This is a genomic window from Nakamurella sp. UYEF19 (genome assembly GCF_040546275.1).
Classification (GTDB): domain Bacteria; phylum Actinomycetota; class Actinomycetes; order Mycobacteriales; family Nakamurellaceae; genus Nakamurella.
In genome coordinates, this window is sequence record NZ_JBEPNO010000001.1 from 542,491 (window position 1) to 567,016 (window position 24,526).

Consider the following 24,526-nt stretch of genomic DNA (forward strand, 5'->3'; position numbering starts at 1 on the left):
GTCACTGTCGTGCGTCGGTCGTGTGAACCCGCTGCTACATCCGAGATGCATCGGTGACAGCCAGCCTGCGGAGCAGTTCGTTCCGCACGGCCGGCCACTCCATCGCGATGATCGAGAACACCACGGTGTCGCGGATCGTGCCGTCGGCGGTGAGCATGTGGCTGCGGAGCACCCCGTCCTGCTTGGCCCCGAGCCGGGCGATCGCCGCCCGGGACTGATGATTCAGCCAGTGCGTCCGGAACTCGACGGCGATGCAGTCCAGCGACTCGAACGCATGGCGCAGCAGGAGCAGCTTGCTCTCGGTGTTGGTGCCGCTCCGCTGGGCCGACGCGGCGTTCCAGGTCGACCCGATCTCCAGGCGGCGGCTGACCGCGTCGACGTTCATGTAGGTGGTCATCCCGATGACGGCTCCGGTGTCGTTGCGCCGGGCGGTGAACGCGACCATCGATCCGGCTGCCTGCAGCGCGAGGCGCCGCTCGATCTCGGCCGCCATTGCTTCAGGCCGGGGAACCGAGGTGTACCAGAGATCCCACAGGTCGCCGTCGCTTGCGGCTGCCACCAGGCCGTCGTGGTGGTCCCTCGTCAGCGGTTCGAGGGTGACCAGGGTGCCGGTCAGGGTGACCGCATCGGTGAGCGGTCTGCGGGAGGACATGACGACACGATAGGGGCAGCCGACGGTGTTGGTCGGCCTGACCTCGCGGGGCGGGGCGTGTGTGCGGGCGCCGTCACGGGGGCCGCACATCGCGGTCCGGGCCCCTGTGAGGAAAACGGAACCCTCAGGTAACTCCGGTGACACCGGGGGATCCCGTCGGCTGGCGATGCTGTTCCCGATGCCAAGGCCTGCGGCCGGCGCTCGCCGATCCCTCGACGTTAGGACCACCCCATGCCCAGCAAGAATCGATTCCTCCAGGGAATCTTCCATTTCAAGGGGGTCGGGATCGACAAACCGGCACCGCTGGACGACGGCCTGGTCTACGTCGTGCCGGACGGCTCCGTCGCCCAGGCACTGTACTTCCGGGGTGGCAACACCTCGGACGAGCTGATCACCGTCGTGCTGATGAAGGACGGAGCGGCCATCCGCTATTTCCCGATCGGGGCCAAGGGCGACGTGCACGTGCCCCTGCGGGTCGTCGAGGACATCGACTCCGGGAGTTCGGTCGAGCTGTACGTGGCGGCGCAGGACGGACTCACCGGATCGGTGGTCATCGACGTCGGCCTCGTGGAGGTCTGATGACGGCCACCCTCCCGCGCCCCGGAGTTGTGGGGAGCCCGGCGACACCCCGCCGCCTGGTGGTGGTGGGGAACGGCATGGCCGGCGCCCGGACGGTCGAGGAGATCCTGGAACGCAGTGCAGTGGGCCAGTTCTCGATCACCATGTTCGGTGACGAGCCCTACGGCAACTACAACCGCATCATGCTGTCCCACGTGCTCTCCGGCGAGGAGAGCGACAAGGACATCTTCCTCAACACGATGTCCTGGTATCGCGAGAACGACATCATCCTGTTCGCCGGCAGTCGGGTGACCCGGATCGACCGGTTCGCCAAGCTCGTCCATGCCCTCGATGCGGACGGCGTGACGTCGGTGACCCCGTACGATGTGCTGATCATCGCGACCGGGAGCCGGTCGTTCATGCCGTCCATGGAGGGCGTCAACCTCGAGGACGGGTCGCTCAAGCCCGGTGTCTTCGCCTTCCGGACCATCGACGACACCCGCGGCATGGTCGAGTACGCGCAGCACGAGCACCACAACCGCGCGGTCGTCATCGGCGGCGGGCTCCTCGGTCTGGAAGCGGCGCGCGGGCTGCAGGCCTACGGGCTGCAGGTCGACGTGGTCCACGCCGGTGGCCACCTGATGAACGCCCAGGTGGGCCCGCAGGCCGGCGAGATCCTGCGCCGGAGCGTGGAGAAGCTCGGTATCGAGGTCCACCTCAAGGCCCGGACCACTGCCATCCTGGGCGACGAGAAGGTCACCGGCATCTGGCTTCTCGAACACCCGCAGATCGCGTGCGACATGGTCGTGGTCGCCGCCGGCATCCGCCCCAACGTGGAACTTGCCGTCACCAGCGGGTTCACCGTCGAGCGGGCCATCGTGGTCGACGACCAGATGCGCACCATCGACGACGACGACGTCTACGCGGTCGGCGAGTGCGTGCAGCACCGGGGTGAGATCTACGGGCTGGTGGCACCCCTGTGGGAGCAGGCTGCCGTGCTGGCCGACCATCTGAGCGGAAGGGATCTGAAGGCCGCGTACCACGGCAGCAGGACCGCCACCAAGCTCAAGGTGGCCGGGGTCGACGTGGCCTCGATGGGTCTGCAGGGGCCGGAACGGGACACCGACGAGCACCTGGTGTTCGCCGAGCCGAAGAAGGGCGTCTTCAAGTCCCTGGTCATCCGCGACGAGAAGCTCATCGGTGCCACCATTCTCGGCGATACCTCCAAGGTCGCGTTCCTGATGCAGGCGTTCGACCGGGGTCTGCCGTTACCGGTCGAGCGGCTCGAGATGATGTTCGATCTCGGCGCCCCTACCGCCGAGGTCGGTGCTGCCGAGCTCGACGACGATGCACAGGTCTGCAACTGCAACGGCGTCACCAAGGGCGCGCTCGTGCATGCCGTGGAGGGCGGCTGCAGGTCCGTGGCCTCGGTGATGGACAAGACCAGGGCCGGTAAGGGGTGCGGCTCCTGCAAGACCCTCGTCTGCCAGATCGTCGAATGGGCCGCCGGCGACGCAGTCCAGGTCGATCCATCGGCGAACTGGTACGTCCCGGGCATCCCGATGGACAAGCCGGTGCTGATGGCGGCCATCCGCGAGCAGGGCCTGAAGTCCGCGTCGGCGGTGTTCGCCGCGCTGGCCCCGGGAGGTGCTGAGGACGCGAAGTCCAAGATGGGCCTGGCCTCGCTGCTCAAGATGATGTGGGACACCGAGTACATCGACGAGCGCGATTCCCGTTTCATCAACGACCGGGTGCACGCGAACATCCAGCGTGACGGCACCTTCTCGGTCGTCCCGCAGATGCGTGGCGGGGTCACCTCCCCGGACCAGCTCCGCCGGATCGCCGACGTAGCGGACAAGTACGACATCAAGCTGGTGAAACTCACCGGTGGGCAGCGGATCGACCTGCTCGGTATCCGCAAGGAAGATCTGCCCGCCGTCTGGGCGGACCTGGACATGCCGTCCGGCTTCGCGTACGCCAAGAGTTTCCGAACGGTGAAAACCTGCGTGGGCAGCGACTTCTGCCGATTCGGGGTCGGTGACTCCACGGCTCTCGGGGTAGCCATCGAGACGAAGTTCCAGGGCCTCGAGTCACCCGGGAAGTTGAAGCTGGCGGTATCCGGTTGTCCCCGGAACTGCGCCGAATCCCTCTGCAAGGACGTCGGGGTGGTGGCCATCGACGGCGGCCGCTGGGAGATCTACGTCGGCGGCGCGGCCGGCGCCCACATCCGCAAGGGCGACCTGCTGGCCACCGTGGACGACCCGGCCGTGGTGATGACGCTGACCGGGCGCTTCATGCAGTACTACCGGCAGAACGCCAAGTGGCTGGAGCGGACCTATGCGTTCGTGCCGCGCATCGGGATCGACACCATCCGGGCCATCGTGGTGGACGACAGCGAGGGCATTGCAGCCGAACTCGACGCCGCGATCGAGGAAGCCGTTGCGGCCTACCGGGATCCCTGGAAGGAGCGGGCAGAACCGGTCACCAGCGGACAGTTCCGCACCGCCTTGCCGCTGGAAGTCCTTCCGCAGGTGCCGGTCCGATGACCGCCACCACGGGCGTCGTGCTCGGCCCGGTGGACCAGATCCCGGTCGGGGAGGGCCGTGCCTTCGATGTCCACGGTCAGCAGGTGGCCGTCTTCCGACTGAGAAACGGCCAGGTGCATGCCGTCTCGGCCGTCTGCCCACACCGCGGCGGCCCCATCGCGGACGGACAGATCGACGGGAACGTCGTCCTCTGCCCGCTGCACCTCAATGCGTTCACGCTCGCCGACGGTTGTTCCACCAGTGGTCAACCGCCCTTGTCCGTGTGGTCGGTGACCGTCGACGAGGACAGCCGGCTGGTGATCCAGGCGCCGGCGCTGACCTGATCTTTCGCTCCACCCGTTTCGTACGCCCCCACGCGACAAGCCCTCACCCGATGGAGCCCCGCCATGAGTTCGACGACCGACACCGAAGTTGACGCTGCCCCGAAACCCCCGGCGCGTGGCAAACGCTGGATCGACGACTGGCGTCCGGAGGACCTGAAGTTCTGGGACAACGGCGGCTCGAGGATCGCCCGCCGCAACCTGATCTTCTCCGTGCTGTCCGAGCACGTCGGCTTCTCCGTCTGGAGCCTGTGGTCCGTCCTTGTCCTGTTCCTCGGGCCGACCTACCACATCGATCCGGCCGGAAAGTTTCTGCTCACCGCGGTGCCGACGCTGGTCGGCGCGATCCTGCGGCTGCCCTACACCTTCGCGGTGGCGAAATTCGGCGGCCGCAACTTCACCATCTTCAGCGCGCTGCTCCTGCTGCTGCCGACCATCTTCATCGCCATCGTGCTGAAGCCCGGTGTGTCGTACTCGACGCTGATCATCGCGGCCGCGGTGGCCGGCGTCGGTGGCGGCAACTTCGCGTCGTCGATGACGAACATCAACGCGTTCTACCCGCAGCGCCTCAAGGGCTGGGCACTCGGCCTCAACGCCGGCGGGGGCAACCTCGGTGTCGCGGTCGTCCAGCTGGTGGGTCTCCTGGTGCTGGGCACTGCCGGGGCTGCCCACCCGCGGGTGATGGTGGCCGTCTACATCCCGCTGATCGTCCTGGTGGCCCTCGGGTCGGCCCTGACGATGGACAACCTGACCGTCGCCTCCAACGCCAGAGGCGCCATGCGCAGGGTCTGCCGGGACAGGAACACCTGGATCATCGCGCTGCTGTACATCGGCACGTTCGGATCGTTCATCGGCTTCGGCTTCGCCTTCGGCCAGGTGCTGCAGGTCCAGTTCAAGGGCACCTTCTCCACCCCCGTCAAGGCCGCCAACCTGACGTTCCTCGGCCCGCTGCTCGGCTCCGTCGTGCGGCCCTACGGCGGCATGCTGGCGGACCGGTTCGGCGGCGCGAAGGTGAGCTTCTACAACTTCATCGCCATGGCTCTCGGTGCGGCACTGGTGCTCTCGGCCGCCCTGGCGAAGTCCCTTCCGCTCTACCTGATCGGGTTCATCCTGCTCTTCGTCTTCTCCGGCCTCGGCAACGGCTCGGTCTACAAGATGATCCCGGCGATCTTCAAGGCCAAGGCGGCGATGAAGATCGCCGCCGGCGCGGACGAGGTCACCACTGCGGCCGAGTCCATCCGGCTGTCCGGGGCGCTGATCGGCGTGGCCGGCGCGATCGGTGCCTTCGGCGGCGTGCTGGTGAACCTCGCGTTCCGCCAGTCGTTCCTGTCCACCGGATCGGCCAACGCCGCGTACGTCGTGTTCATCGTGTTCTATGCACTGTGCTTCGCCGTGACCTGGACGGTCTACGTCCGGAACTCGCCGAGTCGGCTGGTCGGCGTGTGACACCCGGCCTGCTGCCTCTGCACCTGTCGATCGCCGGCCGGCTGGTCGTCGTCATCGGCGGGGGACCGGTGGCCTGGCGGAAAGCTTCGTCGGCTCTGAAAGCCGGGGCGCTCGTCAGGGTGATTGCGCCCTACCTCTGCGACGACTTCGCCGAGGCGGCGGACGCGGGTCAGGTGCGGTGGCAGGACCGCGACTACCTGCCCGGTGACCTCGACGGTGCCTGGCTGGCGTTCGCCGCGACCGGGGACCGGGATACCGACGGAGCCGTCGAGGCGGAAGGCGAGGCATCGCGGATCTTCTGCGTCCGGACGTCGCCCTCGACCGAGGGCCCCCGGCCGGGGACCAGATCGCCGGCGGTGCTCCGACGGGGATCGGTGACCGTCAGCGTCTCCACGACGGATGGTGCCGATCCGCGGAGGGCGGTGGCCATCCGGGACGCGGTGGGCTGGGCGATGGACAGCGGCGCGCTGCCGCTGCGGCGGGCGCGCGGCGGTCCCGGTCGGGTCACCCTGGTGGGCGGCGGTCCCGGTGCGGGTGATCTGCTGACGCTTCGCGGGCGCCGGGCACTGGCCGAGGCCGACGTGGTGGTGGTGGATCGGCTGGCGCCTCGGGAGGTGCTCGACGAACTCGGACCCGGCGTCCTGGTGGTCGAGGTCGGCAAGGCCGCCGGGCATCACCTGGCCTCGCAGGGGGAGATCAACGATCTGCTGGTGGACCACGCCAAGGCCGGGCGTCAGGTGGTCCGGCTCAAGGGTGGTAACCCGTTCGTCTTCGGGCGGGGCGCCGAGGAGGTGGCCGCCTGTCGCGACGCCGACGTCGAGGTGTCGGTGGTCCCGGGTGTGTCCAGCGCGTTCGCCGTGCCGCTGGCCGCCGGCATCCCGGTCACCCACCGGCGGACGGCCCGTCAGGTGACGGTGCTGACCGGCCACGACGAGGACGGGCTGGTCACCGCGGACTGGGCCACCCTGGCAAGGGGCGACGGCACCCTCGTCGTCCTGATGGGAGTAGCCGCCCTGCCGACCATCGGCCGAGAACTGCTGGAGCGCGGGATGTCCGGTGCCACGCCGGTGGCGATCATCGAGAACGGGTGCCGCCCGGACCAGCGGGTCACCACTGGCACACTACGAGGGATCGCCGACATCGCCCGTCGGCGTGGTGTGCGCGCGCCGGCGGTGATCGTCATCGGCGGGGTCGCCTCGTTCGCGCGGACGTCGCCGGAGCCCCGGCTCATCCCGTACTCCTGAGGAGAATGTCATGCAGGTCCGCGCCGACGCGGTGGTGTTGTTCGGAGCCTCCGGTGATCTGGTCCGCAAGAAGCTGATCCCGGCGATCTACCAGCTGGCCCTGGCCGGCCGCCTCGGCATGCCGGTGATCGGCGTGGCCCGGTCCGACTGGGACGACCAGCGGCTGCGCGACCACTCCCGCGACGTGCTGACGTCGGCCGGGCCGGTCGACGAGGCGGTCTTCGGTGAGATGGCGGCCGCCCTGTCGATGGTGGTCGGCGACTACAGCGATCCCGAGACCTACAAGATGCTCGCCGACAAACTGGTGGACTCGGTCCGGCCGGTGTTCTACCTCGCGATTCCGCCGTCGGTCTTCCAGGACGTGGTCGAGGGCCTCCACTCGGTCGGTCTGGCCGCTCGTGGGCGGGTCATCGTGGAGAAGCCGTTCGGCCGCGACCGGGCCTCGGCGCGTCAGCTCAACAACTGTCTCGCCGCCGCGTTCGACCAGCCGGACATCTTCCGCATCGACCACTACCTCGGCAAGGAGTCGGTGGAGGGCCTCCTCGTCTTCCGGTTCGCCAACACGCTGCTCGAGCCACTGTGGAACCGCAACTACATCGCGAGCGTGCAGATCACCATGGCCGAGGCCTTCGGCACCGAGGGCCGGGCCGGCTTCTACGACGGGGTAGGGGCCGTCCGTGACGTCCTGCAGAACCACCTGCTGCAGGTGATCGCACTGCTCGCGATGGAACCCCCCATCGCCGATGACGCCGACGCCTACCGCGACGAGGAACTCAAGGTCCTCAAGCAGATCCACCCGATAGACCCGGCCACGACGACGCTCGGCCAGTACGTCGGATACCTGGACGAGCCGGGGGTGAAGAAGGATTCGACCACCGAGACGTTCGTCTCCACCACGCTCGAGATCGAGTCCTGGCGATGGGCCGGCGTCCCGTTCCACGTGCGCACCGGCAAGTGCATGCCCGGCGGGGCCACCGAGGCGGTGATCGAACTGCGGCGTCCGCCGCGGTTGCTGTTCACCGGACACGACGCGGCCCTGCCCGATGCCAACCTGATCAGGTTCCGGCTGGGCAGCAACGACGGCCTGACGATGACCCTCCAGGCCAAGGCCCCCGGCATCGCGACGATCACGCAGTCGGTCGACCTCAATGTTGATTTCGCCGCGGCTCTGGGGCATCGTCAGGAGGCCTACGAGCGCCTGCTCGACGACGCCATGGACGGGCGACGGCACCGATTCGCACGGGAGGACACCATCGAACAGGAATGGCGCATCGTGGAGCCGATCCTGGATCACCAGGAGCGGCCGTCGCCCTACTACCGGGGGACCTGGGGTCCGCAGGCACTCGAGGGCACCGACGACCCGTGGCACCCGGTGTCGATCTGATGTCGGCCATCGATCACCTGTTGCACGCCAACGAGCAGTACGCCGCGACGTTCCCGGGGCCGCGGCCACTGCGGCCGAAGCTGCGCCTGGCCGTCATCTCGTGCATGGACTCGCGCCTGGATCTGTTCGGGGCGTTGGGTCTGGACATCGGTGATGCCCACCTGATGCGCAACGCGGGCGGATTGCCGACCGACGACATACTGCGGTCGCTGGCGTTGAGCCAGCGCGCGCTCGGCACCCGGGAGGTGGTGCTGATCCACCACACCCAGTGCGGCATGCAGGATTTCGACGACGAGACGTTCCGCGAGAAGCTCGCGGCCGAATCGGGCGAGACGCCACCGTGGGACGTCCCGGGGTTCCATGACCTGCACGCCACCATGCGTGCCTCCCTCGCCCGGGTGCGCGGGTGCGGGTGGATCCCACACCGCGACGACGTCCGCGGATTCATCTTCGACATCGCGACGGCACGCCTGGAGGAGGTCACCTGACCCATGCCCCCGGTTCCGCGGCTGGGTGAACCGGTGTGGCAACTGGGACAGGAGTGACTGCAGCGACTAGCGTGACCTCCATGGCCGGAAAGACCTCTGCTTCATCGCGTCCGCGTTCGGGCAGCGGCGCCTCCACTGGAGCGAAGTCGCGCGTCGCTGCACCCAGGTCCAGCGCTTCGGGCCGGTCGGCGGCGGCAACCAGATCTGCGGCGGCGAGCAAGTCTGCTGCCGGGACCAAGTCCGGCTCGCCCGGGAGCGCGAAGACGACGGGAGCCGGGTCGTCACGTGCCCGAGCATCCGTCGCTGCCCCCGCGACACGTGCTTCCGCCGCCCCGCGAACCAGCGCCAGGGCCACCAAGCCCACCGCGCGGGCCCGCCGCACGAATCCCACGCCGCAGGGTCCTTCGGGATTGTCGAAGATGGCCCGTGGACTCGGCAGGGCCATCGGGGCGATCTGGCGGTTGATCGCCAGGGGAGTGGGCAGCGTGGTGCGTGCGGCGGGCCGGGGAGCGGCCAGGGCGCAGGACATCGACGCCGCCCATCGGCGGGACGGCCTGGCTCTCGGCCTGCTGGCGCTGGCCATCGTCTGTGCCATCGGCTCGTGGTTCCAGGCCGCCGGCCCGGTCGGCAACGCCGTCGACGATGTCGTCAGGATTCTTTTCGGGGCACCTGGCGTCATCCTCCCGGTGCTGCTGCTGGCGGCAGCGATCGTGCTGATGCGCACGCAGGGGGATCGAGAACACCGCACCCGCCGGGTCCTTGGCGGGATCGCCGTCATGCTCGCAGTCACCGGGATCTTCCAGGTGGTCCACCTGGCCGAACTCGCTGGTGGACCGGACACCACCATCGATCGCCGGTCGGCCGGCGGCGCGGTCGGCTGGCTCCTCGGTCAGCCGCTGTTCCTGGGCGTCACGACCGCGCCGGCGATCATCCTGCTCGTGCTGCTGGCCGTCTTCGGCCTGCTGCTGCTCACCGGAACGGCTCTGCGGGACATCCCGTCCACCGTCCGCGGCGCCCTCGACCGGCTCCGGCACGGACACCCTGATTCCGAAACGGACGACGGTGAGGACAGGTACCCAGGCGACTCCGAGGGTTCCTTCGACGACCGCGCTCTCGACGACCGTGGGTTCGACGACGGCGACCTGGCCGACGACTACCGGGTCGGCGGACAGGCGCGTCTCGAGGAGGACGTCGACCTGGCCGCGACCGCCAGGTTGCGTCGCCCGTCGAAGCGCCGGCAGGGTGCCGACTCGACCGGTCAACCCGTCGCTGCCGAGCTGGATCCGGTCCCGCCGGCGCTGGCTGCTGCCACCGCGCCGACGGAAGCCCTGCCGGGCCGCCTCCGGCCGCGGGTGGTCTCGCCGGCGGTCCCCGAGACGCCACCACCCCCGCCGGTCGCCGAACCCACCCAGCTCACCCTGGACAGCGCGGTCGACGGCACCTATCAACTGCCGCCATCGACGATCCTCAAGCTGGGTGCGCCGCCCAAGCAGCAGACGGCGGCCAACAACGAGGTCATCGAACGCATCTCACGGGTTCTCGAGGAATTCAAGATCGACGCCGCGGTCACCGGTTTCACCAGAGGCCCGACGGTGACCCGCTACGAGGTGTCGGTCGGGCCGGGTGTCAAGGTCGAGGCCATCACCCGACTGACCAGGAACATCGCCTACGCCGTCGCCTCCGAGCACGTCCGGCTCCTCGCACCGATCCCCGGGAAGTCGGCGGTCGGTATCGAGGTGCCCAACACCGACCGCGAGATGGTGCGTCTCGGCGACGTGCTCGCCGATCCGGAGTCCCGCCGTGACCAGCATCCGCTGGTGATCGGGCTGGGCAAGGACGTCGAGGGCAAGTTCGTCAGCGCCAACCTGGCCAAGACGCCGCACCTGCTGGTCGCCGGTGCGACCGGGTCGGGCAAGTCGTCGTTCGTCAACTCGATGCTCGTCTCGCTCCTCCAGCGGGCCAGTCCGGCCGAGGTGAGGATGGTGCTGATCGACCCGAAGATGGTCGAACTGACGCCCTACGAGGGCATCCCGCACCTGATCACTCCCATCATCACCAACCCGAAGAAGGCTGCCGCTGCGCTGGCCTGGCTGGTCGAGGAGATGGAGCAGCGCTACACCGACATGCTGGCCCACGGTGTCCGGCACGTCGACGACTTCAACCGCAAGGTACGCAGCGGCGAGATCAGCACCCCACCGGGATCGGAGCGCGTCTACCGTCCCTATCCCTACATCCTGGGCATCATCGACGAGCTCGCCGACCTGATGATGACGGCGCCCCGCGACGTCGAGGACGCCATCGTCCGGATCACCCAGAAGGCGCGTGCCGCCGGCATCCACCTGGTCCTGGCCACCCAGCGACCATCGGTCGACGTGGTGACGGGCCTGATCAAGACCAACGTGCCGTCCCGGCTGGCCTTCGCCACCTCGTCGCTCACGGACTCGCGGGTCATCCTGGACCAGCCCGGTGCCGAGAAGCTGAGCGGGATGGGTGACGGGCTCTACCTGCCGATGGGTGTCCGCAACGCCATCCGGATCCAGGGCGCCTACGTCAGCGACGAGGAGATCGCCGAGGTGGTCGCCTTCGCCAAGACGCAGGCCGAGCCGGAGTACGCCGAGAACGTCACGGTGCCCAAGCCGGACCCGTCCAAGAACGTCGACCCGGACATCGGTGGCGACCTGGACGAACTGATCGAGGCCATCACGCTGGTGGTCACCTCGCAGCTGGGCTCCACGTCGATGCTGCAGCGCAAGCTGCGGGTCGGTTTCGCCAAGGCCGGTCGGCTGATGGACCTGATGGAGACCCGCGGGATCGTCGGACCGTCGGAGGGATCCAAGGCCCGGGAGGTGCTGGTCAGGCCGGATGAGCTGGACGCCATCCTGACGACGTTGACCGGCGGCGAGGGCGTTCCCGAGGAGATCTGACCCAGGCGGACCGGCCGGAGAGCCGGCAGGTCTGACGGTTCTCCATGCGGACGAGGGTTTCGAGCTCACCGCCGATGTCACAGGACAACCGAGTGAACGCCTGGGCACCACCTGACGTATCACTGTCGGTGGTCTGCTGTTCTATACGGATATGAGCAACGATGCAGCCCACGAGGCGCCAGAGGCAATCGAACGACGGACCGTTCCCGGTAGTCACCGGGCCCCGGTCCCGGGGTCGGAGAAGGTCGGCGAACTGGCCGGCGACACCCGGATCCAGGTGACCCTGGTGCTTCGGCGCCGAGCCGAGCTGCCCGACGACCTGCCAGGCCCGATCAGCAAGGCCGAGCTGGCGGAGAAGTACGGCGCCGACCCGGCCGACGTCACGGCAGTGACGTCGGCGGTCGAAGCCGCCGGCGCGCAGGTCGTCTCGGCCGATGCCGCGTCCCGCCTGGTTGTGGTCTCCGGATCCGCCACGGTGTTGGAGGGCTTGTTCGGTACCGAGCTGGCAGTGGCCAAGGCCTCGGATGCGGTCACCGGTCGTCCGGTGGAGTACCGCGCGAGGGTTGGCGAATTGACGGTCCCGGCGGGTCTGTCGGACATCGTCACCGCGGTGCTCGGGCTGGACAACCGGCCACAGGCCCGCACCCGGGTGGTCGCGGCAGCGGCCGCCACCGCCGTCAGCTACTCACCGCTGGACCTCGGCAAGGTCTACAGGTTCCCGGCGGGGACGGACGGCACCGGCCAGACGATCGCCATCATCGAGCTGGGCGGCGGGTTCGGCCAGTCAGACCTCGACACGTACTTCGGCGGCCTCGGCATCACCGGCCCGGCGGTGACGGCGGTCGGGGTGGACGGGGCGGAGAACAAGCCCGGCCAGGACCCGTCCGGCGCCGACGGCGAGGTGCTGCTGGACATCGAAGTGGTCGGGGCGCTGGCCCCGGGCTCGCAGATCCTGGTCTACTTCGCGCCCAACACCGACGCCGGCTTCCTGGATGCCGTGTCGCAGGCCGCCCACGCCGAACCAGCTCCGGCGTCGATCAGCATCAGCTGGGGACAGAGCGAGGACGATTGGACGGCGCAGGCCCGCAAGGCGATGGACTCGGCGTTCGCCGATGCTGCCGCGCTGGGCGTCACCGTGACCGCGGCCGCCGGTGACGACGGGAGCACCGACCGCGCCACCGACAACAAGGCGCACTGCGATTTCCCGGCGTCCAGCCCGCATGCGCTCGCCTGCGGTGGGACGAGCTTGCGGGCGGATCCGTCAGCCGGCACCGTGACGTCGGAAACGGTGTGGGACAACGGGATCGGCAACGGCGCCACCGGCGGCGGCGTCAGCAGCAAGTTCAAGCTGCCCAGCTGGCAGAAGAATGCCGGCGTGCCGGCCCGCTCGACGGGTAGTCACGGCCGTGGCGTTCCGGACGTCGCGGGTGACGCCGACCCGCAGACCGGCTACCAGGTCCTCATCGACGGCAAGCCATCGGTGATCGGCGGTACCAGCGCGGTGGCGCCGCTCTGGGCTGCTCTCACCGCGCGTCTCGTGCAGGCGCTGGGCCGCCCCTTGGGCCTGCTGCAGCCGGCGCTCTACGCCGGGGTCGCCGCCGGCGCCGTGCAGCCCGGCTTCCGCGACATCACCGTCGGCAACAACGGGCAGTACCAGGCCGGCGCCGGCTGGGATGCCTGCACCGGCTTGGGCGTCCCCGATGGCGAGGCCCTGCTCACCGTCCTGGGGGGTGGCGGTCGGTAGCTCCTTCCCACCCTTCGGACCGACGCGAAAACGCGAAGCCGCTCAACGCGCCGGTCCGGGGGTGAAGGCCGTCTCCTCCGCGGGGGGATCAGGTCCGCGGGGGCGAGGCGATCCAGGTTGTCGTGCTTTCATGGTGTTTCAGCGTCTCGAGGAAATCGTCCGACAGCGGGCAGTTTCGGCCACCGGACAGGAGCATCTTGCGTAGGACCGGCACTCGCAGGACCCGCAGGTACGCCGGTGGTGCGGCTGCTGCCCTCCTGGTGCTGCTCTCCGCGTGCACGTCACCCTCCGCCGATTCGATCACCACCGCGGTCCCGGCCCCGTCGGTGTCCGCACCGGTCTCGAGTTCCGCTGCCCCGACCGCATCCTCCGCGGCGTCGTCCGAGCCGGCGCAGGGCGTCGATCCCTCGCTGACCAGAGTGTCGCTGGACGCCCAGGTCCGCGGTGGGACGGTCACCGCTACCGCCGTCATCGCAGCGGCCCCGGCCGCGACCTTCGACCGGGTGGGGGTCTGTGCCCGCAACGCCAGTGGCGGAGTGGTGGACTTCCCGTTCGCCCGGTCGGCCGCGGTGTCGGCGGTCGGTACCAGCTTCACCGTCAGCCGCACTCTGCTGCCGGGTTCCTACCAGTACTGGTCCTGCGCCAAGTTGGGCGAGAACTGGCACGACATCGGACCGAGGAAGACGGTGGTGGTCACGTCCACGGTGAGCCCGAATGCGGCAGGCAGTGCCAGCGGACAGCCGATGCCGGTGGGTGACCTGCCCGGATGGCGGCAGATCTTCACCGACGACTTCACCACCGATGTCCCGATGGGCGGGTTCCCCGGGCCGTACGCCGACAAGTGGGCGGGCTACGACGGATTTCCCGACACCTCGGGCGACGGCGCGTACGCGCAGCGGATCCTGTCCGTCCACGACGGCGTGCTGGACATGTTCCTGCACACCGAGAACGGCGTTCCCCTCGGTGCTGCACCGGTCCCGCTGATCCGTCAGGACGGGCAGTGGGGCGGTCAGGTCTACGGGCGCTATGTCATCCGGTTCAAGTCGGACCCACTCCCCGGGTACGGCACCGGGTGGCTCCTGTGGCCGGACAGCGGCGACTGGAACGAAGGGGAGATCGACTTCCCCGAAGGGGCCCTTGACAAGGAGATGGAGGCGTTCAACCACTGCATCGGCAACCCGCACGACAAGTGCCTGGTGGCTGACACCACCACGACCTACACGCAGTGGCACACGGCGACGATCGATTGGCGGCCGGAGCGGCTGAGCTTCGTCCTCGACGGCAAGACGATCGCCAGCACCACCGACAACATCCCGAAGACCCCGATGCGTTGGACCCTGCAGACGGCGACCAACGGGCACAAGCCTGCGGCAGACGTCGCCGGGCACCTGCTGATCGACTGGGTGGCGATCTACGCGCTGGACTGAGAGAAGACCCGGCCGGACCGGGCCGGCCGGGTCGGTCGCCCCGGATCAGATCAGGCCGAGCCCCTTGACGGCGTCGCGCTCCTCGACCAACTCGGTGATCGACTTGTCGATGCGGCCGCGGGAGAACTCGTCGAATTCCAGGCCCTGGACGATCTTCCAGGAGCCGTTCTCGGCCGTCACCGGGAAACCGGCCATCAGACCTTCGGGAACGCCGTAGGAGCCGTCCGACGGAACGCCGGCGCTGGTCCAGTCGCCGGCGGCGGTGCCGTGCACCCAGGTCTTGACGTGTTCCACCGCGGCGTTCGCCGCGGAGGCCGCCGAGGACGCGCCGTTGCGGGCGGCGATGATGGCGGCGCCGCGCTTGGCGACCGTCGGGATGAAGGTTTCCTCCAGCCAGGTCCGGTCGACCTGCTCGGCGACGGACTTGCCACCCACCTTGGCGTGGAACAGATCCGGGTACTGGGTGACCGAGTGGTTGCCCCAGATGGTCATGTTGGTGACGTCGTCGACGGATACCCCGAGCTTGGTCGCGACCTGCGACACGGCGCGGTTGTGGTCCAGCCGCATCATCGCGGAGAACCGGTCGGCGGGGATGTCGGGTGCGTGCGAGCGGGCGATCAGGGAATTGGTGTTGGCCGGGTTGCCGACCACCAGCACCTTGATGTCGTCCGCGGCGCCGGCATTGAGGGCCTCGCCCTGCGGTTTGAAGATGCCGCCGTTCGCGGCGAGCAGGTCGCTGCGCTCCATTCCGGGGCCGCGCGGGCGTGCCCCGACCAGGAGAGCCACCGAGGTGCCGTCGAAGGCTGTCTTGGCGCTGTCGGTGATCTCGACACCGGCCAGCAGCGGGAAGGCGCAGTCGTCCAACTCCATCGCGGTGCCTTCGGCGGCCTTGAGAGCGGGGGTGATCTCCAGCAGGCTCAGGATGACGGGGGTGTCGGGGCCGAGCATGGCACCGGAGGCGATCCGGAACAGCAACGCGTAGCCGATCTGGCCGGCGCCGCCGGTGACGGTGACTTTGACGGGGGTCTTGCTCATGAGTGGTTCTCCTCCTTGAGGACCGAGGGTGGTGACCGCTCCAGCGGACACCCTGACACGACTTCTCTTCGTCCAGCATTTCAGTTGACGGCCGGGTGGCCTCACGCAGCGCGGTGTCTGCTCCGTCACGCCTGGCCGGCGCTCTGGTGATCACCAGGTTCAGGACGCCGTCTCCGCGACGGTTCCCGGTGGCAGCCGGCTCGCAGAACCCTTGTCCAGCAGGAACAGTGTGCGTGCGGTGCCGATCGCGCCGGCGGCCGGCAGGTCCACCTCGGCGGCGCCGCCGAGAAGGAGTTCAACGGCTTCGGCCTTGCCCTCGCCGCCGGTGACGATCCACACCTCGTCCGCAGTCCTGATGGTCGGCAGGGTCAGCGAGATCCGGGTGGGGGGCGGCTTCGGGCAGTCGCGGACGGGCACCACGCTCAGCGAATGCTCGTGGACCGCAGGCGAGTCGGGGAAGATCGAGGCGACGTGACCCTCCGGTCCCATCCCGAGCATCACCACGTCGAATCGGACGTCCGTCCCGAGGATCTCGGCATAGTCGGCGGCCGCAGCATCGACGTCGGTGCCGAAACGGCCGTCAGAGGCTGCCATCGCATGAACGAGCGAAGCATCCAGCGCCACGTGGTCGAGCAGCGCGTCGCGAGCCTGCTTCTCGTTGCGCTCCGGGTCGGCGACCGAAACGAAACGCTCGTCGCCCCAGAACAATTCGACCCGCTGCCAGTCGATCTCGTCACGGGCGGGCAGCGAGTTCAGGGCGGCCAGCAGGCCGATGCCGGACCCGCCGCCGGTGAGCACGATCCTGGCCGTCCGCCCGGCGGCCTGGACCTCGAGCAGCTTGGCGGCCAACCGGGCCCCGGTTGCGGAGGCGAGTTCCTCGGCGTCCCGATGGACGATGACCTCTGCGCGAGTGCTCACGGTGCAGCCTTCTTCCTGGTTCTCGGGGCAGCGCTCCGGGCCTTCGCCACCCGCGGTTTCGGGGTGCGTTTCCTGGTGTTGGGAGCGGCTGCCGTCGCCGGCACCTCCTCTGCCACCGACCCGAGCACCGGGTCCGGCGCGGAGGTGGCCCTGGCCACCGAACGGGTCACTGCGAGCTTCGGGGCAACGGGCTTCGCCGATGCCTCGGGGGGAGCCTTCGTCGTGGCCTTGGCGGTGGCCTTCGCGGCAGAGTTCAGCGGGGCCCTCGACCTGGCACCGGCCGGGGGCTTCGACCTGGCACGCGCCGGGGCCTTCGCGGGGGCGGCGGCGGTCGGGGCCGCCGTCTTCGCGACCAGGTCCAGACCCTTCGACAGCACGTCCGCGTACACGTCGTCGGCATCCAGACGTCGCAGTTCCTCGGCGATGCAGTCCCGCAGGATCCGGCGGGGGAGCGTCAGCTGGCGCGGCGCCTGGTTGGTGACCGACAGCGTGGCCGTGACTCCCTCGGGCCGGATCAGGCTGACCTCACCGGACCGGCGCACCATGGTGACGGCCCGCAGGCCGCTGCCCGCCCGGTCCACCTTGATCCGGCGGACGGGGCAGCGCAGCTGCAGGGCCAGCCACCCGGCCAGCAGGTCGGCCGAGGCCGAATCCGACGCGCCGGCGACCGTCGCCTCGGTGATCTTCTCGTGCGGCGGTTGGTCGAGGGCGGCAGCCAGCAGGCCTCGCCAGTTGGTCAGCCGGGTCCAGGCCAGGTCGGTGTCGCCCGGCTGGTAGCTGGTGCGTCGGTTCGTCAGCGCGGCGATCGGCCGCTTCACCGCGGCCGAGTCGGTGATCCGCCGCTGGGCCAGCGCTCCGATCGGGTCCAGCGCGGGTACCTCGGGCGACTCGCCCGGCCACCACACGACCACCGGGGCATCGGCCAGCAGCAGCGGGATCACCACCGCCGCACCGTGATCGGCCAGCGGCCCGTAGAGCCGCAGCACGATCACCTCACTGGCGCCGGCGTCACCGCCGACCCGGATCTGCGCATCGAGGCGTGCGGCTCCACGCTTGGAGCCCTTGGCGACGACGATGACGCGGCACGGATGTTCGAAGGATGCGCCGTTCGCTGCCGCGATCGGATCCTCGGAGGAGTCCTCGTCGGTGACGATCACCAACGTCAGGACGCGTCCCTGGGCGTTGGCGCCGCCCTTCTCGCGCATCTCGACCATCTTCTTGTTGATGGTCGACGAGGTCGTCGACGGCAGATCGATGATCAACGGGGATCGCCCTTCCGCACTGCTGACCGGACGGCCGGCATCGCACCCGGCGCCTGCTCCGCGGCGGTCACCGGCCAACTCCAGACGGGATTCACGGACGTCGCCAGGTACGACCGTCGCGGGCCATCATCGCGTCGGCCGACGCGGGCCCCCAGGTGCCGGAGATGTACGCATCGGGCTGATTCTTGGAGTGCGCCCAGTATTTTTCGATGGGATCCAGGATCTTCCACGACAGCTCGACCTCCTGGTCCTGCGGGAACAGCGACGGCTCCCCGAGCAGCACGTCCAGGATGAGTCGCTCGTACGCCTCGGGCGAGGCCTCGGTGAACGACTGCCCGTACGAGAAGTCCATGTTGACGTCCCGGACCTCCATCACCGGCCCCGGCACCTTCGATCCGAAGCGGATGGTCACGCCCTCGTCCGGCTGCACCCGGATCACCAGGGCGTTGGAACCCAATTCCTCGGTGTCCGTGCGGTCGAAGGGCAGGTGCGGTGCACGCTTGAAGATGACGGCGATCTCGGTGACCCGCTTCCCGAGGCGCTTACCGGTCCGCAGGTAGAACGGGACCCCGGCCCAGCGCCTGGTATCGACGAGAAGCTTGACGGCGGCGTAGGTCTCGGTGGTGGACGCGGCGGAGATGCCGTCCTCCTGGAGGTACCCGGCGACCTTGGTCCCGCCCTGCCAGCCGGTGGCGTACTGCCCACGGGCCGTGCCGGTCGACAGGTCCGCTGGCAGCCGGACCGCGGAGAGCACCTTGATCTTCTCGGTGCGCAACTGCTGCGGGGAGAACGAGACCGGCTCCTCCATCGCGGTCAGGGCCAGCAGCTGGACGAGGTGGTTCTGGATCACGTCGCGGGCGGCGCCGATGCCGTCGTAGTACCCGGCGCGACCACCGACCCCGATGTCCTCGGCCATGGTGATCTGCACGTGATCGACGTAGTTGGAGTTCCAGATCGGCTCGTAGAGCTGATTGGCGAACCGCAGGGCCAGCAGGTTCTGGACCGTCTCCTTGCCGAGGTAGTGGTCGATGCGAAAGACCGACTCCTTCGGGAATACCTCGTTGACCAGGGTGTTCAGGTCCTGCGCGGATTCCAGGTCGTGTCCGAACGGCTTCTCGATGACGACCCGGCGCCACTCGTCGCCGTGCGGATCTGCCATGCCGGAGCGGCGGAGCTGCTGCAGGACGGTGGGGAACGCCCCCGGCGGGATGGAGAAGTAGAAGGCATGGTTGCCCCCGGTACCGCGGACCCGGTCGAGGTCGGCCAGGGTGGCCGAGAGCGCGTCGAACGCGTCGTCGTCGTCGAAGGTGCCGGAGACGAACCGGAAACCCTCGGCCAGATGCCGCCAGACCTCCTCGGAGAACGGTGTTCTCGCGTACTGCCGAACGGAGTCGTGTACCACTTGGGCGAAGTCCTCGTTGGCCCAGTCCCGGCGCGCGAACCCGACCAGGGCGAAGCCGGGCGGCAGCAGCCCCCGGTTGGCCAGGTCGTAGATCGCCGGCATCAGCTTCTTGCGGGAGAGGTCACCCGTCACTCCGAAGATGACGATCCCGGACGGTCCGGCGATGCGGGGGAGCCGCTTGTCCCTCGGATCGCGCAGCGGATTGACGTAGCTGGTCGTCATCTGGTGGTGAGAGTCCTTCCGTCGGTTGCGGGACCGCAGCCCCGGCCGACGACGCGGAGTGCGCCATGGGCCGGGGAGGATCGAATCAGCCGGCCAGGGCCTTGGCGACGGTGGCCTGCAGCTCTTCCCACGACTTGATGAACTTGTCGACACCCTCGGTCTCCAGGACGTCGAAGACGTCCGTGATGTCGATGCCGACGGCCTCCAGCGCACTGAAGGTGGACGACGCGGCCCCGTAGGTGCCTTCGATGGTGTTGCCCCTGATGACGCCGTGATCCGCGACCGCGTCGATCGTCTTCTCGGGCGCAGTGTTGACCGTCTTCGGAGCAACGAGCTCGACGACGTACTGGGTGTCGTCGTAGTCGGGATCCTTGACACCGGTGGAGGCCCACAGCGGGCGCTGGGCGTGTGCGCCGGCCGCGGCCAGTGCCTCCCACTGCTCGCCGGCGAACTTCTGCTCGAAGAGCTGGTAGGCCAGCCGCGCGTTGGCGATGGCGGCCTTGCCCTTGAGCGAGAGTGCCTCCGGCGAACCGATCTTCACCAGGCGGGCATCGATCTCGGTGTCGACGCGCGAGACGAAGAAGGAGGCGACCGAATGGATCTTCGACAGGTCGTGGCCATTGGCCCTGGCCTGCTCGAGCCCGGCGACGAACGCGTCGATGACGCCCTCGTAGCGCTCCAGGGAGAAGATCAGCGTGACGTTGACGCTGATGCCCTCGGCCAGGGTCTGCGTGATGGCGGGCAGCCCGGCCAGCGTGGCCGGGATCTTGATCAGCACGTTGGGCCGGTCGACGATCTTGTACAGCTCCTTGGCCTGGGCGACGGTCCCGCCGGTGTCGTGGGCCAGGCCCGGCTCGACCTCGATCGACACCCGGCCGTCCGCACCACCGGTGGACTGGTAGAGCGAGGCGAACAGATCGCAGGCATCGCGGACGTCATCGGTCGTCATGGCGCGGACCGCGTCATCGACGGAAGCGCCACGGCCTGCGAGCTCGGTGGCCTGCTCCTGGTAGGACTCGCCGTTTGCCAGGGCGGCGGCGAAGATCGACGGGTTGGTCGTGACTCCGACGATGTGCTTGGTGGTGATCAGTTCCGCGAGGTTGCCGCTGTGCAGGCGCTGGCGGGACAGGTCGTCCAGCCAGAGCGAGACACCGGCCGCGGAAAGGTCCGCGAGTGGATCGGTCATGATGCTCAGCTTCTTTCTTCCTCTTGTCAGATGGGGGATCGACCCGGATAAGGATCGACTACTTGGAATCGAGGTCGACGCCGGCGTTTTCGAGGGACGTCGTGCCGTGCGAGACGGTGTCGGGCGTGTTCGCGGCGGCCAGGGACTCCTTGGCGGCGGCCACCGTCGCCTCCGGGGTGATGCCGAACTCCTTGTACAACGTGGCCGCGTCGGCCGATGCGCCGTAGTGCTCCAGCGACACCGGACGTCCCTGGCTGCCGATCCAGCGCCACCACGGCTGGGCGATGGCGGCCTCGACTGACACCCGGGCGGTGACCGCCTTGGGCAGCACCCTCTCGATGTACGCGGCGTCCTGGGCCTCGAACCAGTCCAGGCACGGCATGGAGACGACGCGGGTCCCGATGCCCTCGGCGTGCAGCGTGTCACGGGCTGCGAGGGCGATCTGCACCTCGGATCCCGAGGAGATGATGATCACCTGCAGGTCGCCTTCGGCGTCGGCGAGCACGTAGCCGCCCTTTGCGACGCCCTCGGCGGAGGTGCCGGCCAGGGTCGGGACGTTCTGCCGGGTCAGTGCGAGACCGACGGGCCCGGTGTTCCAGGTGCTCTGCTTCTCCAGGATCGCCTGCCAGCCGAAGGCGGTCTCGTTGGCGTCGGCCGGACGCAGGATGGCAAGGCCCGGGATCGCGCGGAGGGCAGCCAGGTGCTCGACCGGCTGGTGGGTGGGTCCGTCCTCGCCGAGGCCGATCGAGTCGTGGGTCCAGACGTAGGTGACCGGGGCGCCCATCACGGCGGCCAGGCGGACGGCGCCGCGCATGTAGTCGGAGAACTGCATGAACGTGCCGCCGTACGGGCGGGTCGGTCCGTGCAGGGCGATACCGGACAGAATGGCGCCCATGGCGTGCTCGCGGATGCCGAAGTGCAGGGTCCGACCGTACGGCTGGGCCTTCCACTCGCCGGTTGCCGCGTCGAGCGGGCCGAACGAGTCGACGCCCTTCATGGTGGTGTTGTTCGACTCGGCGAGGTCGGCGGAGCCGCCCCAGAGCTCCGGCAGCACGTCGGCGATCCCGGACAACACGGCGCCGGACGCGGCGCGGGTGGCGATGCCCTTCGGGTCGACCGGCCAGCTCGGCAGCGAGTCCTTCCAACCCTCGGGCAGGTCACGGGCGACGAGGCGGTCGAACAGCGCCTTGTTGTCGGGGTTGGCCGCGGCCCACTCGTCGAAGCCCTTCTGCCAGGCTGCCTTTGCGTCGGAACCACGGTCCAGCGCCAGCCGGGTGTGCTTGATGACGGTGTCGTCCACCTCGAACGACTTGTCCGGGTCGAAGCCGAGGATCGTCTTGACGGCGGCGACCTCGTCGGGCCCGAGGGCCGAACCGTGGATCTTGCCGGTGTTCATCTTGTTCGGTGCCGGGAAGCCGATGACGGTGTGCAGCTGGATGAACGACGGCTTGTCGGTGACGGCCTTGGCGTTCTCGATGGCGGTCAGGATCCCGCTGACGTTCTCGCCGCCCTCGACCTTCTGGACGTGCCAGCCGTAGGCCTCGTAGCGGGCCGCGACGTCCTCGGACAGGGCGATGTTGGTGTCGTCCTCGATGGAGATCTGGTTGTGGTCGTAGAACACGATCAGGTTGCCCAGCTGCTGGCGCCCGGCGATCGACGACGCCTCCGAACTGACGCCCTCCTCGATGTCACCATCGGAGGAGATGACGTAGATGAAGTGGTCGAACGGGCTCGCCCCCGGAGCGGCGGACGGATCGAAGAGACCACGCTCACGACGGGAGGCCATGGACATGCCGACCGCGGAGGCGAGCCCCTGTCCCAACGGCCCGGTGGTGATCTCCACACCTTTGGTGTGATGGACCTCCGGGTGTCCCGGGGTCAACGAACCCCAGGTCCGCAGCGCCTCGAGGTCACCGAGCTCCAAACCGAACCCGGCCAGGTAGAGCTGGATGTACAGAGTGAGGCTGGAGTGTCCGCAGGACAGCACGAAGCGGTCGCGGCCGGTCCAGTCGGGGTCCGCCGGGTCGTGGTTCATCACCTTCTGGAACAGGGTGTAGGCCAGCGGGGCCAGACTCATGGCCGTACCGGGGTGGCCGTTGCCGACCTTCTGCACGGAGTCGGCGGCCAGTACTCGGGCGGTGTCCACTGCGCGCTTGTCCAGGTCCGACCAGTCGTCGGGGACGTGAGCGGTGGTCAGTTCGGTGATCTGGGCGGTACTGGTCACTTTTGACCCTTCTCGGCCGGGCGACCCCTGTGGGTCGCGTTGCTGTCGCGAATTTTCAAGGCTCCAGGAGATCGAACTCCAGGTGGGGCGTGCGTCACTCCGTGCAAACCCTAGTACGCGCCGCAGTACCCGACTTCAAGTGGCTCGACGCCACGACCTGGCACCGGCTGCCGTCGGGCCGGGGTCGGGCCGATGCACCGCCTACCATGAGTTGGTGTGCCCTTCCGGTGCGCTCGATCGATCGTGAGAAAGTGGGTAGGCGTGGCGCACCAGACCTCCGCCGAGCAGCGGGCCGGGGCTTCCGTGACCACCAGCACCGCATCGTCCTGGCAGGTCAGGATAGGTGCCTACGTCGCATTGACGAAGCCGCGCATCATCGAACTGCTGCTGATCACCACGATCCCCGCGATGTTCGCCGCGCAGCGTTCGGTGCCCGGTATCGGGCTCGTACTGGCCACGCTCGTCGGCGGCACGCTTGCTGCGGGCAGCGCCAATGCGCTCAACTGCGTGGTGGACGCCGACATCGACGCTGTGATGCGGCGCACCAGGTCCCGTCCGCTGGCACGTCATCTGGTACCCACCCGCAATGCCCTGGTCTTCGGCATCCTGCTGGGTCTGGCGTCCTGCGCATTCCTGGCGTGGACGACCACCTGGCAGGCGGCGGTGCTGGCCGTCGTCGCCATCCTCTTCTACGTCTTCGTCTACTCCCTCTGGCTCAAACGGCGGACCAGTCAGAACATCGTCTGGGGCGGCCTGGCCGGCTGCATGCCGGTGGTCATCGGCTGGTCTGCGATCACCGGCGGGATCGGTTGGCCGGCATGGGTGTTCTTCGGTGTCATCTTCTTCTGGACGCCGCCGCACACCTGGGCGCTGGCCATGCGATATCGCGAGGACTACGCCGCCGCCGGGGTGCCGATGCTCCCCGTGGTCGCCCCCGAGCGGGTGGTCGTACGCCAGATCGTCCTCTACTCGTGGGCCATGGTGGTCTGCTCGCTCCTGCTGATCCCGGCGTCGTCGTGGATCTACGCGGCGGTCGCGCTACCGGCCGGGCTGGCTTTCCTGGCCATCGCCCACGTCCTGCACTTCCGGGTGCTGCGTGGCGTGCCGGCGCAGCCGATGACGTTGTTCCACCTGTCGAACCTCTACCTGACGGCCATCTCGGTCGCCTGGGCGGTCGACGCCGCCGTCGGTCTCGGCGTGATCGGGTGGCCGCGATGACGCAGCCGGCGCCGGCCGAGGATTCGCCAGGTGCTGGTGAGACCGACGTCAAGCGGACGGCCGACCGACTCCGGTCGTTCGCCTCCTCCCACGGTGGGTCCGGTACAGCGGTCCTGAGCCCGATGGGCCGCCGTGGCGTCCGGATCGTGGTGGTGTCGGCCGACGGGCCGTTCGCCGACGCGGTGGTGCCCGATCTCGACGTGGCCGCGGCCGTCTGCGAACGCGCGGGCATCCCGGTCGGCGACTGGGACCGTGAGTTGTCCGGACGAATCAGCGTGAGTACTGCCGATCGGATCAGAATGGCCGGCACGGGCCGCTGACCTGAT

The 24,526-nt window shown here is 68.9% G+C and carries 19 protein-coding genes; 12 read left to right on the top strand and 7 right to left on the bottom strand.

The window, feature by feature from the left end; translation table 11 throughout:
• Positions 1-34 precede the first annotated feature (34 nt).
• The gene (locus ABIB25_RS02580; RefSeq protein WP_354526829.1) at positions 35-652 is read right to left on the bottom strand and encodes a GNAT family N-acetyltransferase; all 618 of its coding nucleotides are present in this window, start codon (positions 650-652) and stop codon (positions 35-37) included.
• Positions 653-883: 231 nt separating this feature from the next.
• Here ABIB25_RS02580 and ABIB25_RS02585 point away from each other — a divergent pair, with 231 nt between their 5' ends.
• The 10 genes from ABIB25_RS02585 (at position 884) to ABIB25_RS02630 (ending at position 14,733) form a co-directional block, all read left to right on the top strand.
• Positions 884-1,231: a molybdopterin oxidoreductase gene (locus ABIB25_RS02585; protein ID WP_354526830.1), complete on the top strand. Its 348-nt coding sequence runs from the start codon at positions 884-886 to the stop codon at positions 1,229-1,231.
• A complete protein-coding gene (gene nirB / locus ABIB25_RS02590) occupies positions 1,231-3,756 on the top strand; it encodes a nitrite reductase large subunit NirB (protein ID WP_354526831.1) in 2,526 nt (841 codons plus the stop codon). The genes ABIB25_RS02585 and nirB overlap by 1 nt, the downstream gene beginning before the upstream one ends.
• Positions 3,753-4,079 (top strand): Rieske (2Fe-2S) protein, encoded by a 327-nt coding sequence (locus ABIB25_RS02595; protein WP_354526832.1) that lies wholly within the window; start codon positions 3,753-3,755, stop codon positions 4,077-4,079. Before nirB ends, ABIB25_RS02595 begins: the two co-directional genes overlap by 4 nt.
• A 63-nt stretch (positions 4,080-4,142) precedes the next feature.
• A complete protein-coding gene (locus ABIB25_RS02600; protein WP_354526833.1) occupies positions 4,143-5,522 on the top strand; it encodes an MFS transporter in 1,380 nt (459 codons plus the stop codon).
• Entirely contained in the window at positions 5,519-6,766 is a 1,248-nt protein-coding gene (gene cobA, locus ABIB25_RS02605) for a uroporphyrinogen-III C-methyltransferase (RefSeq protein WP_354526834.1), read from the top strand. The genes ABIB25_RS02600 and cobA overlap by 4 nt, the downstream gene beginning before the upstream one ends.
• Before the next feature lie 10 nt (positions 6,767-6,776).
• Complete coding sequence (gene zwf, locus ABIB25_RS02610) at positions 6,777-8,150, top strand: glucose-6-phosphate dehydrogenase (RefSeq protein ID WP_354526835.1); 1,374 nt, start codon at positions 6,777-6,779, stop codon at positions 8,148-8,150.
• Entirely contained in the window at positions 8,150-8,638 is a 489-nt protein-coding gene (locus ABIB25_RS02615; RefSeq protein WP_354526836.1) for a beta-class carbonic anhydrase, read from the top strand. Before zwf (ABIB25_RS02610) ends, ABIB25_RS02615 begins: the two co-directional genes overlap by 1 nt.
• Before the next feature lie 419 nt (positions 8,639-9,057).
• Positions 9,058-11,562, top strand: a complete 2,505-nt coding sequence (locus tag ABIB25_RS02620) for an FtsK/SpoIIIE family DNA translocase (protein WP_502919722.1) — start codon at positions 9,058-9,060, stop codon at positions 11,560-11,562.
• 151 nt (positions 11,563-11,713) lie between these two features.
• Positions 11,714-13,306, top strand: coding sequence for a S53 family peptidase (locus ABIB25_RS02625; RefSeq protein ID WP_354526838.1), 1,593 nt, complete (start codon positions 11,714-11,716; stop codon positions 13,304-13,306).
• Positions 13,307-13,503: 197 nt separating this feature from the next.
• Positions 13,504-14,733 (top strand): glycoside hydrolase family 16 protein, encoded by a 1,230-nt coding sequence (locus ABIB25_RS02630; RefSeq protein ID WP_354526839.1) that lies wholly within the window; start codon positions 13,504-13,506, stop codon positions 14,731-14,733.
• Positions 14,734-14,778: 45 nt separating this feature from the next.
• Here the strand turns inward: ABIB25_RS02630 and ABIB25_RS02635 are convergent, their stop codons facing one another.
• The 6 genes from ABIB25_RS02635 to tkt form a co-directional block, all read right to left on the bottom strand.
• Positions 14,779-15,768: a malate dehydrogenase gene (locus ABIB25_RS02635; RefSeq protein WP_354526840.1), complete on the bottom strand. Its 990-nt coding sequence runs from the start codon at positions 15,766-15,768 to the stop codon at positions 14,779-14,781.
• Positions 15,769-15,927: 159 nt separating this feature from the next.
• The gene (gene pgl / locus ABIB25_RS02640; protein ID WP_354526841.1) at positions 15,928-16,686 is read right to left on the bottom strand and encodes a 6-phosphogluconolactonase; all 759 of its coding nucleotides are present in this window, start codon (positions 16,684-16,686) and stop codon (positions 15,928-15,930) included.
• The gene (gene opcA / locus ABIB25_RS02645; protein WP_354526842.1) at positions 16,683-17,948 is read right to left on the bottom strand and encodes a glucose-6-phosphate dehydrogenase assembly protein OpcA; all 1,266 of its coding nucleotides are present in this window, start codon (positions 17,946-17,948) and stop codon (positions 16,683-16,685) included. Before opcA ends, pgl begins: the two co-directional genes overlap by 4 nt.
• A 91-nt stretch (positions 17,949-18,039) precedes the next feature.
• Entirely contained in the window at positions 18,040-19,572 is a 1,533-nt protein-coding gene (gene zwf / locus ABIB25_RS02650; RefSeq protein ID WP_354526843.1) for a glucose-6-phosphate dehydrogenase, read from the bottom strand.
• An 85-nt stretch (positions 19,573-19,657) separates the two neighbouring features.
• Positions 19,658-20,758, bottom strand: coding sequence for a transaldolase (tal, locus tag ABIB25_RS02655; RefSeq protein WP_354526844.1), 1,101 nt, complete (start codon positions 20,756-20,758; stop codon positions 19,658-19,660).
• Positions 20,759-20,816: 58 nt separating this feature from the next.
• Positions 20,817-22,982 (bottom strand): transketolase, encoded by a 2,166-nt coding sequence (tkt, locus tag ABIB25_RS02660; protein WP_354526845.1) that lies wholly within the window; start codon positions 22,980-22,982, stop codon positions 20,817-20,819.
• Positions 22,983-23,243: 261 nt separating this feature from the next.
• Here tkt and ABIB25_RS02665 point away from each other — a divergent pair, with 261 nt between their 5' ends.
• Together ABIB25_RS02665 and ABIB25_RS02670 are read left to right on the top strand one after the other, a co-directional pair.
• Positions 23,244-24,200 (top strand): heme o synthase, encoded by a 957-nt coding sequence (locus ABIB25_RS02665; protein WP_502919723.1) that lies wholly within the window; start codon positions 23,244-23,246, stop codon positions 24,198-24,200.
• Complete coding sequence (locus ABIB25_RS02670) at positions 24,197-24,520, top strand: hypothetical protein (RefSeq protein ID WP_354526846.1); 324 nt, start codon at positions 24,197-24,199, stop codon at positions 24,518-24,520. The genes ABIB25_RS02665 and ABIB25_RS02670 overlap by 4 nt, the downstream gene beginning before the upstream one ends.
• Positions 24,521-24,526: the final 6 nt, after the last annotated feature.

What these genes read in the sequence shown, in the direction of transcription:
- ABIB25_RS02580 (WP_354526829.1), bottom strand. Translation starts at nt 652, where the DNA reads ATGTCCTCCCGCAGACCGCTCACCGATGCGGTCACCCTGACCGGCACC.
- ABIB25_RS02585 (WP_354526830.1), top strand. Translation starts at nt 884, where the DNA reads ATGCCCAGCAAGAATCGATTCCTCCAGGGAATCTTCCATTTCAAGGGG.
- nirB (WP_354526831.1), top strand. Translation starts at nt 1,231, where the DNA reads ATGACGGCCACCCTCCCGCGCCCCGGAGTTGTGGGGAGCCCGGCGACA.
- ABIB25_RS02595 (WP_354526832.1), top strand. Translation starts at nt 3,753, where the DNA reads ATGACCGCCACCACGGGCGTCGTGCTCGGCCCGGTGGACCAGATCCCG.
- ABIB25_RS02600 (WP_354526833.1), top strand. Translation starts at nt 4,143, where the DNA reads ATGAGTTCGACGACCGACACCGAAGTTGACGCTGCCCCGAAACCCCCG.
- zwf (WP_354526835.1), top strand. Translation starts at nt 6,777, where the DNA reads ATGCAGGTCCGCGCCGACGCGGTGGTGTTGTTCGGAGCCTCCGGTGAT.
- ABIB25_RS02615 (WP_354526836.1), top strand. Translation starts at nt 8,150, where the DNA reads ATGTCGGCCATCGATCACCTGTTGCACGCCAACGAGCAGTACGCCGCG.
- ABIB25_RS02620 (WP_502919722.1), top strand. Translation starts at nt 9,058, where the DNA reads ATGGCCCGTGGACTCGGCAGGGCCATCGGGGCGATCTGGCGGTTGATC.
- ABIB25_RS02625 (WP_354526838.1), top strand. Translation starts at nt 11,714, where the DNA reads ATGAGCAACGATGCAGCCCACGAGGCGCCAGAGGCAATCGAACGACGG.
- ABIB25_RS02635 (WP_354526840.1), bottom strand. Translation starts at nt 15,768, where the DNA reads ATGAGCAAGACCCCCGTCAAAGTCACCGTCACCGGCGGCGCCGGCCAG.
- zwf (WP_354526843.1), bottom strand. Translation starts at nt 19,572, where the DNA reads ATGACGACCAGCTACGTCAATCCGCTGCGCGATCCGAGGGACAAGCGG.
- tal (WP_354526844.1), bottom strand. Translation starts at nt 20,758, where the DNA reads ATGACCGATCCACTCGCGGACCTTTCCGCGGCCGGTGTCTCGCTCTGG.
- ABIB25_RS02670 (WP_354526846.1), top strand. Translation starts at nt 24,197, where the DNA reads ATGACGCAGCCGGCGCCGGCCGAGGATTCGCCAGGTGCTGGTGAGACC.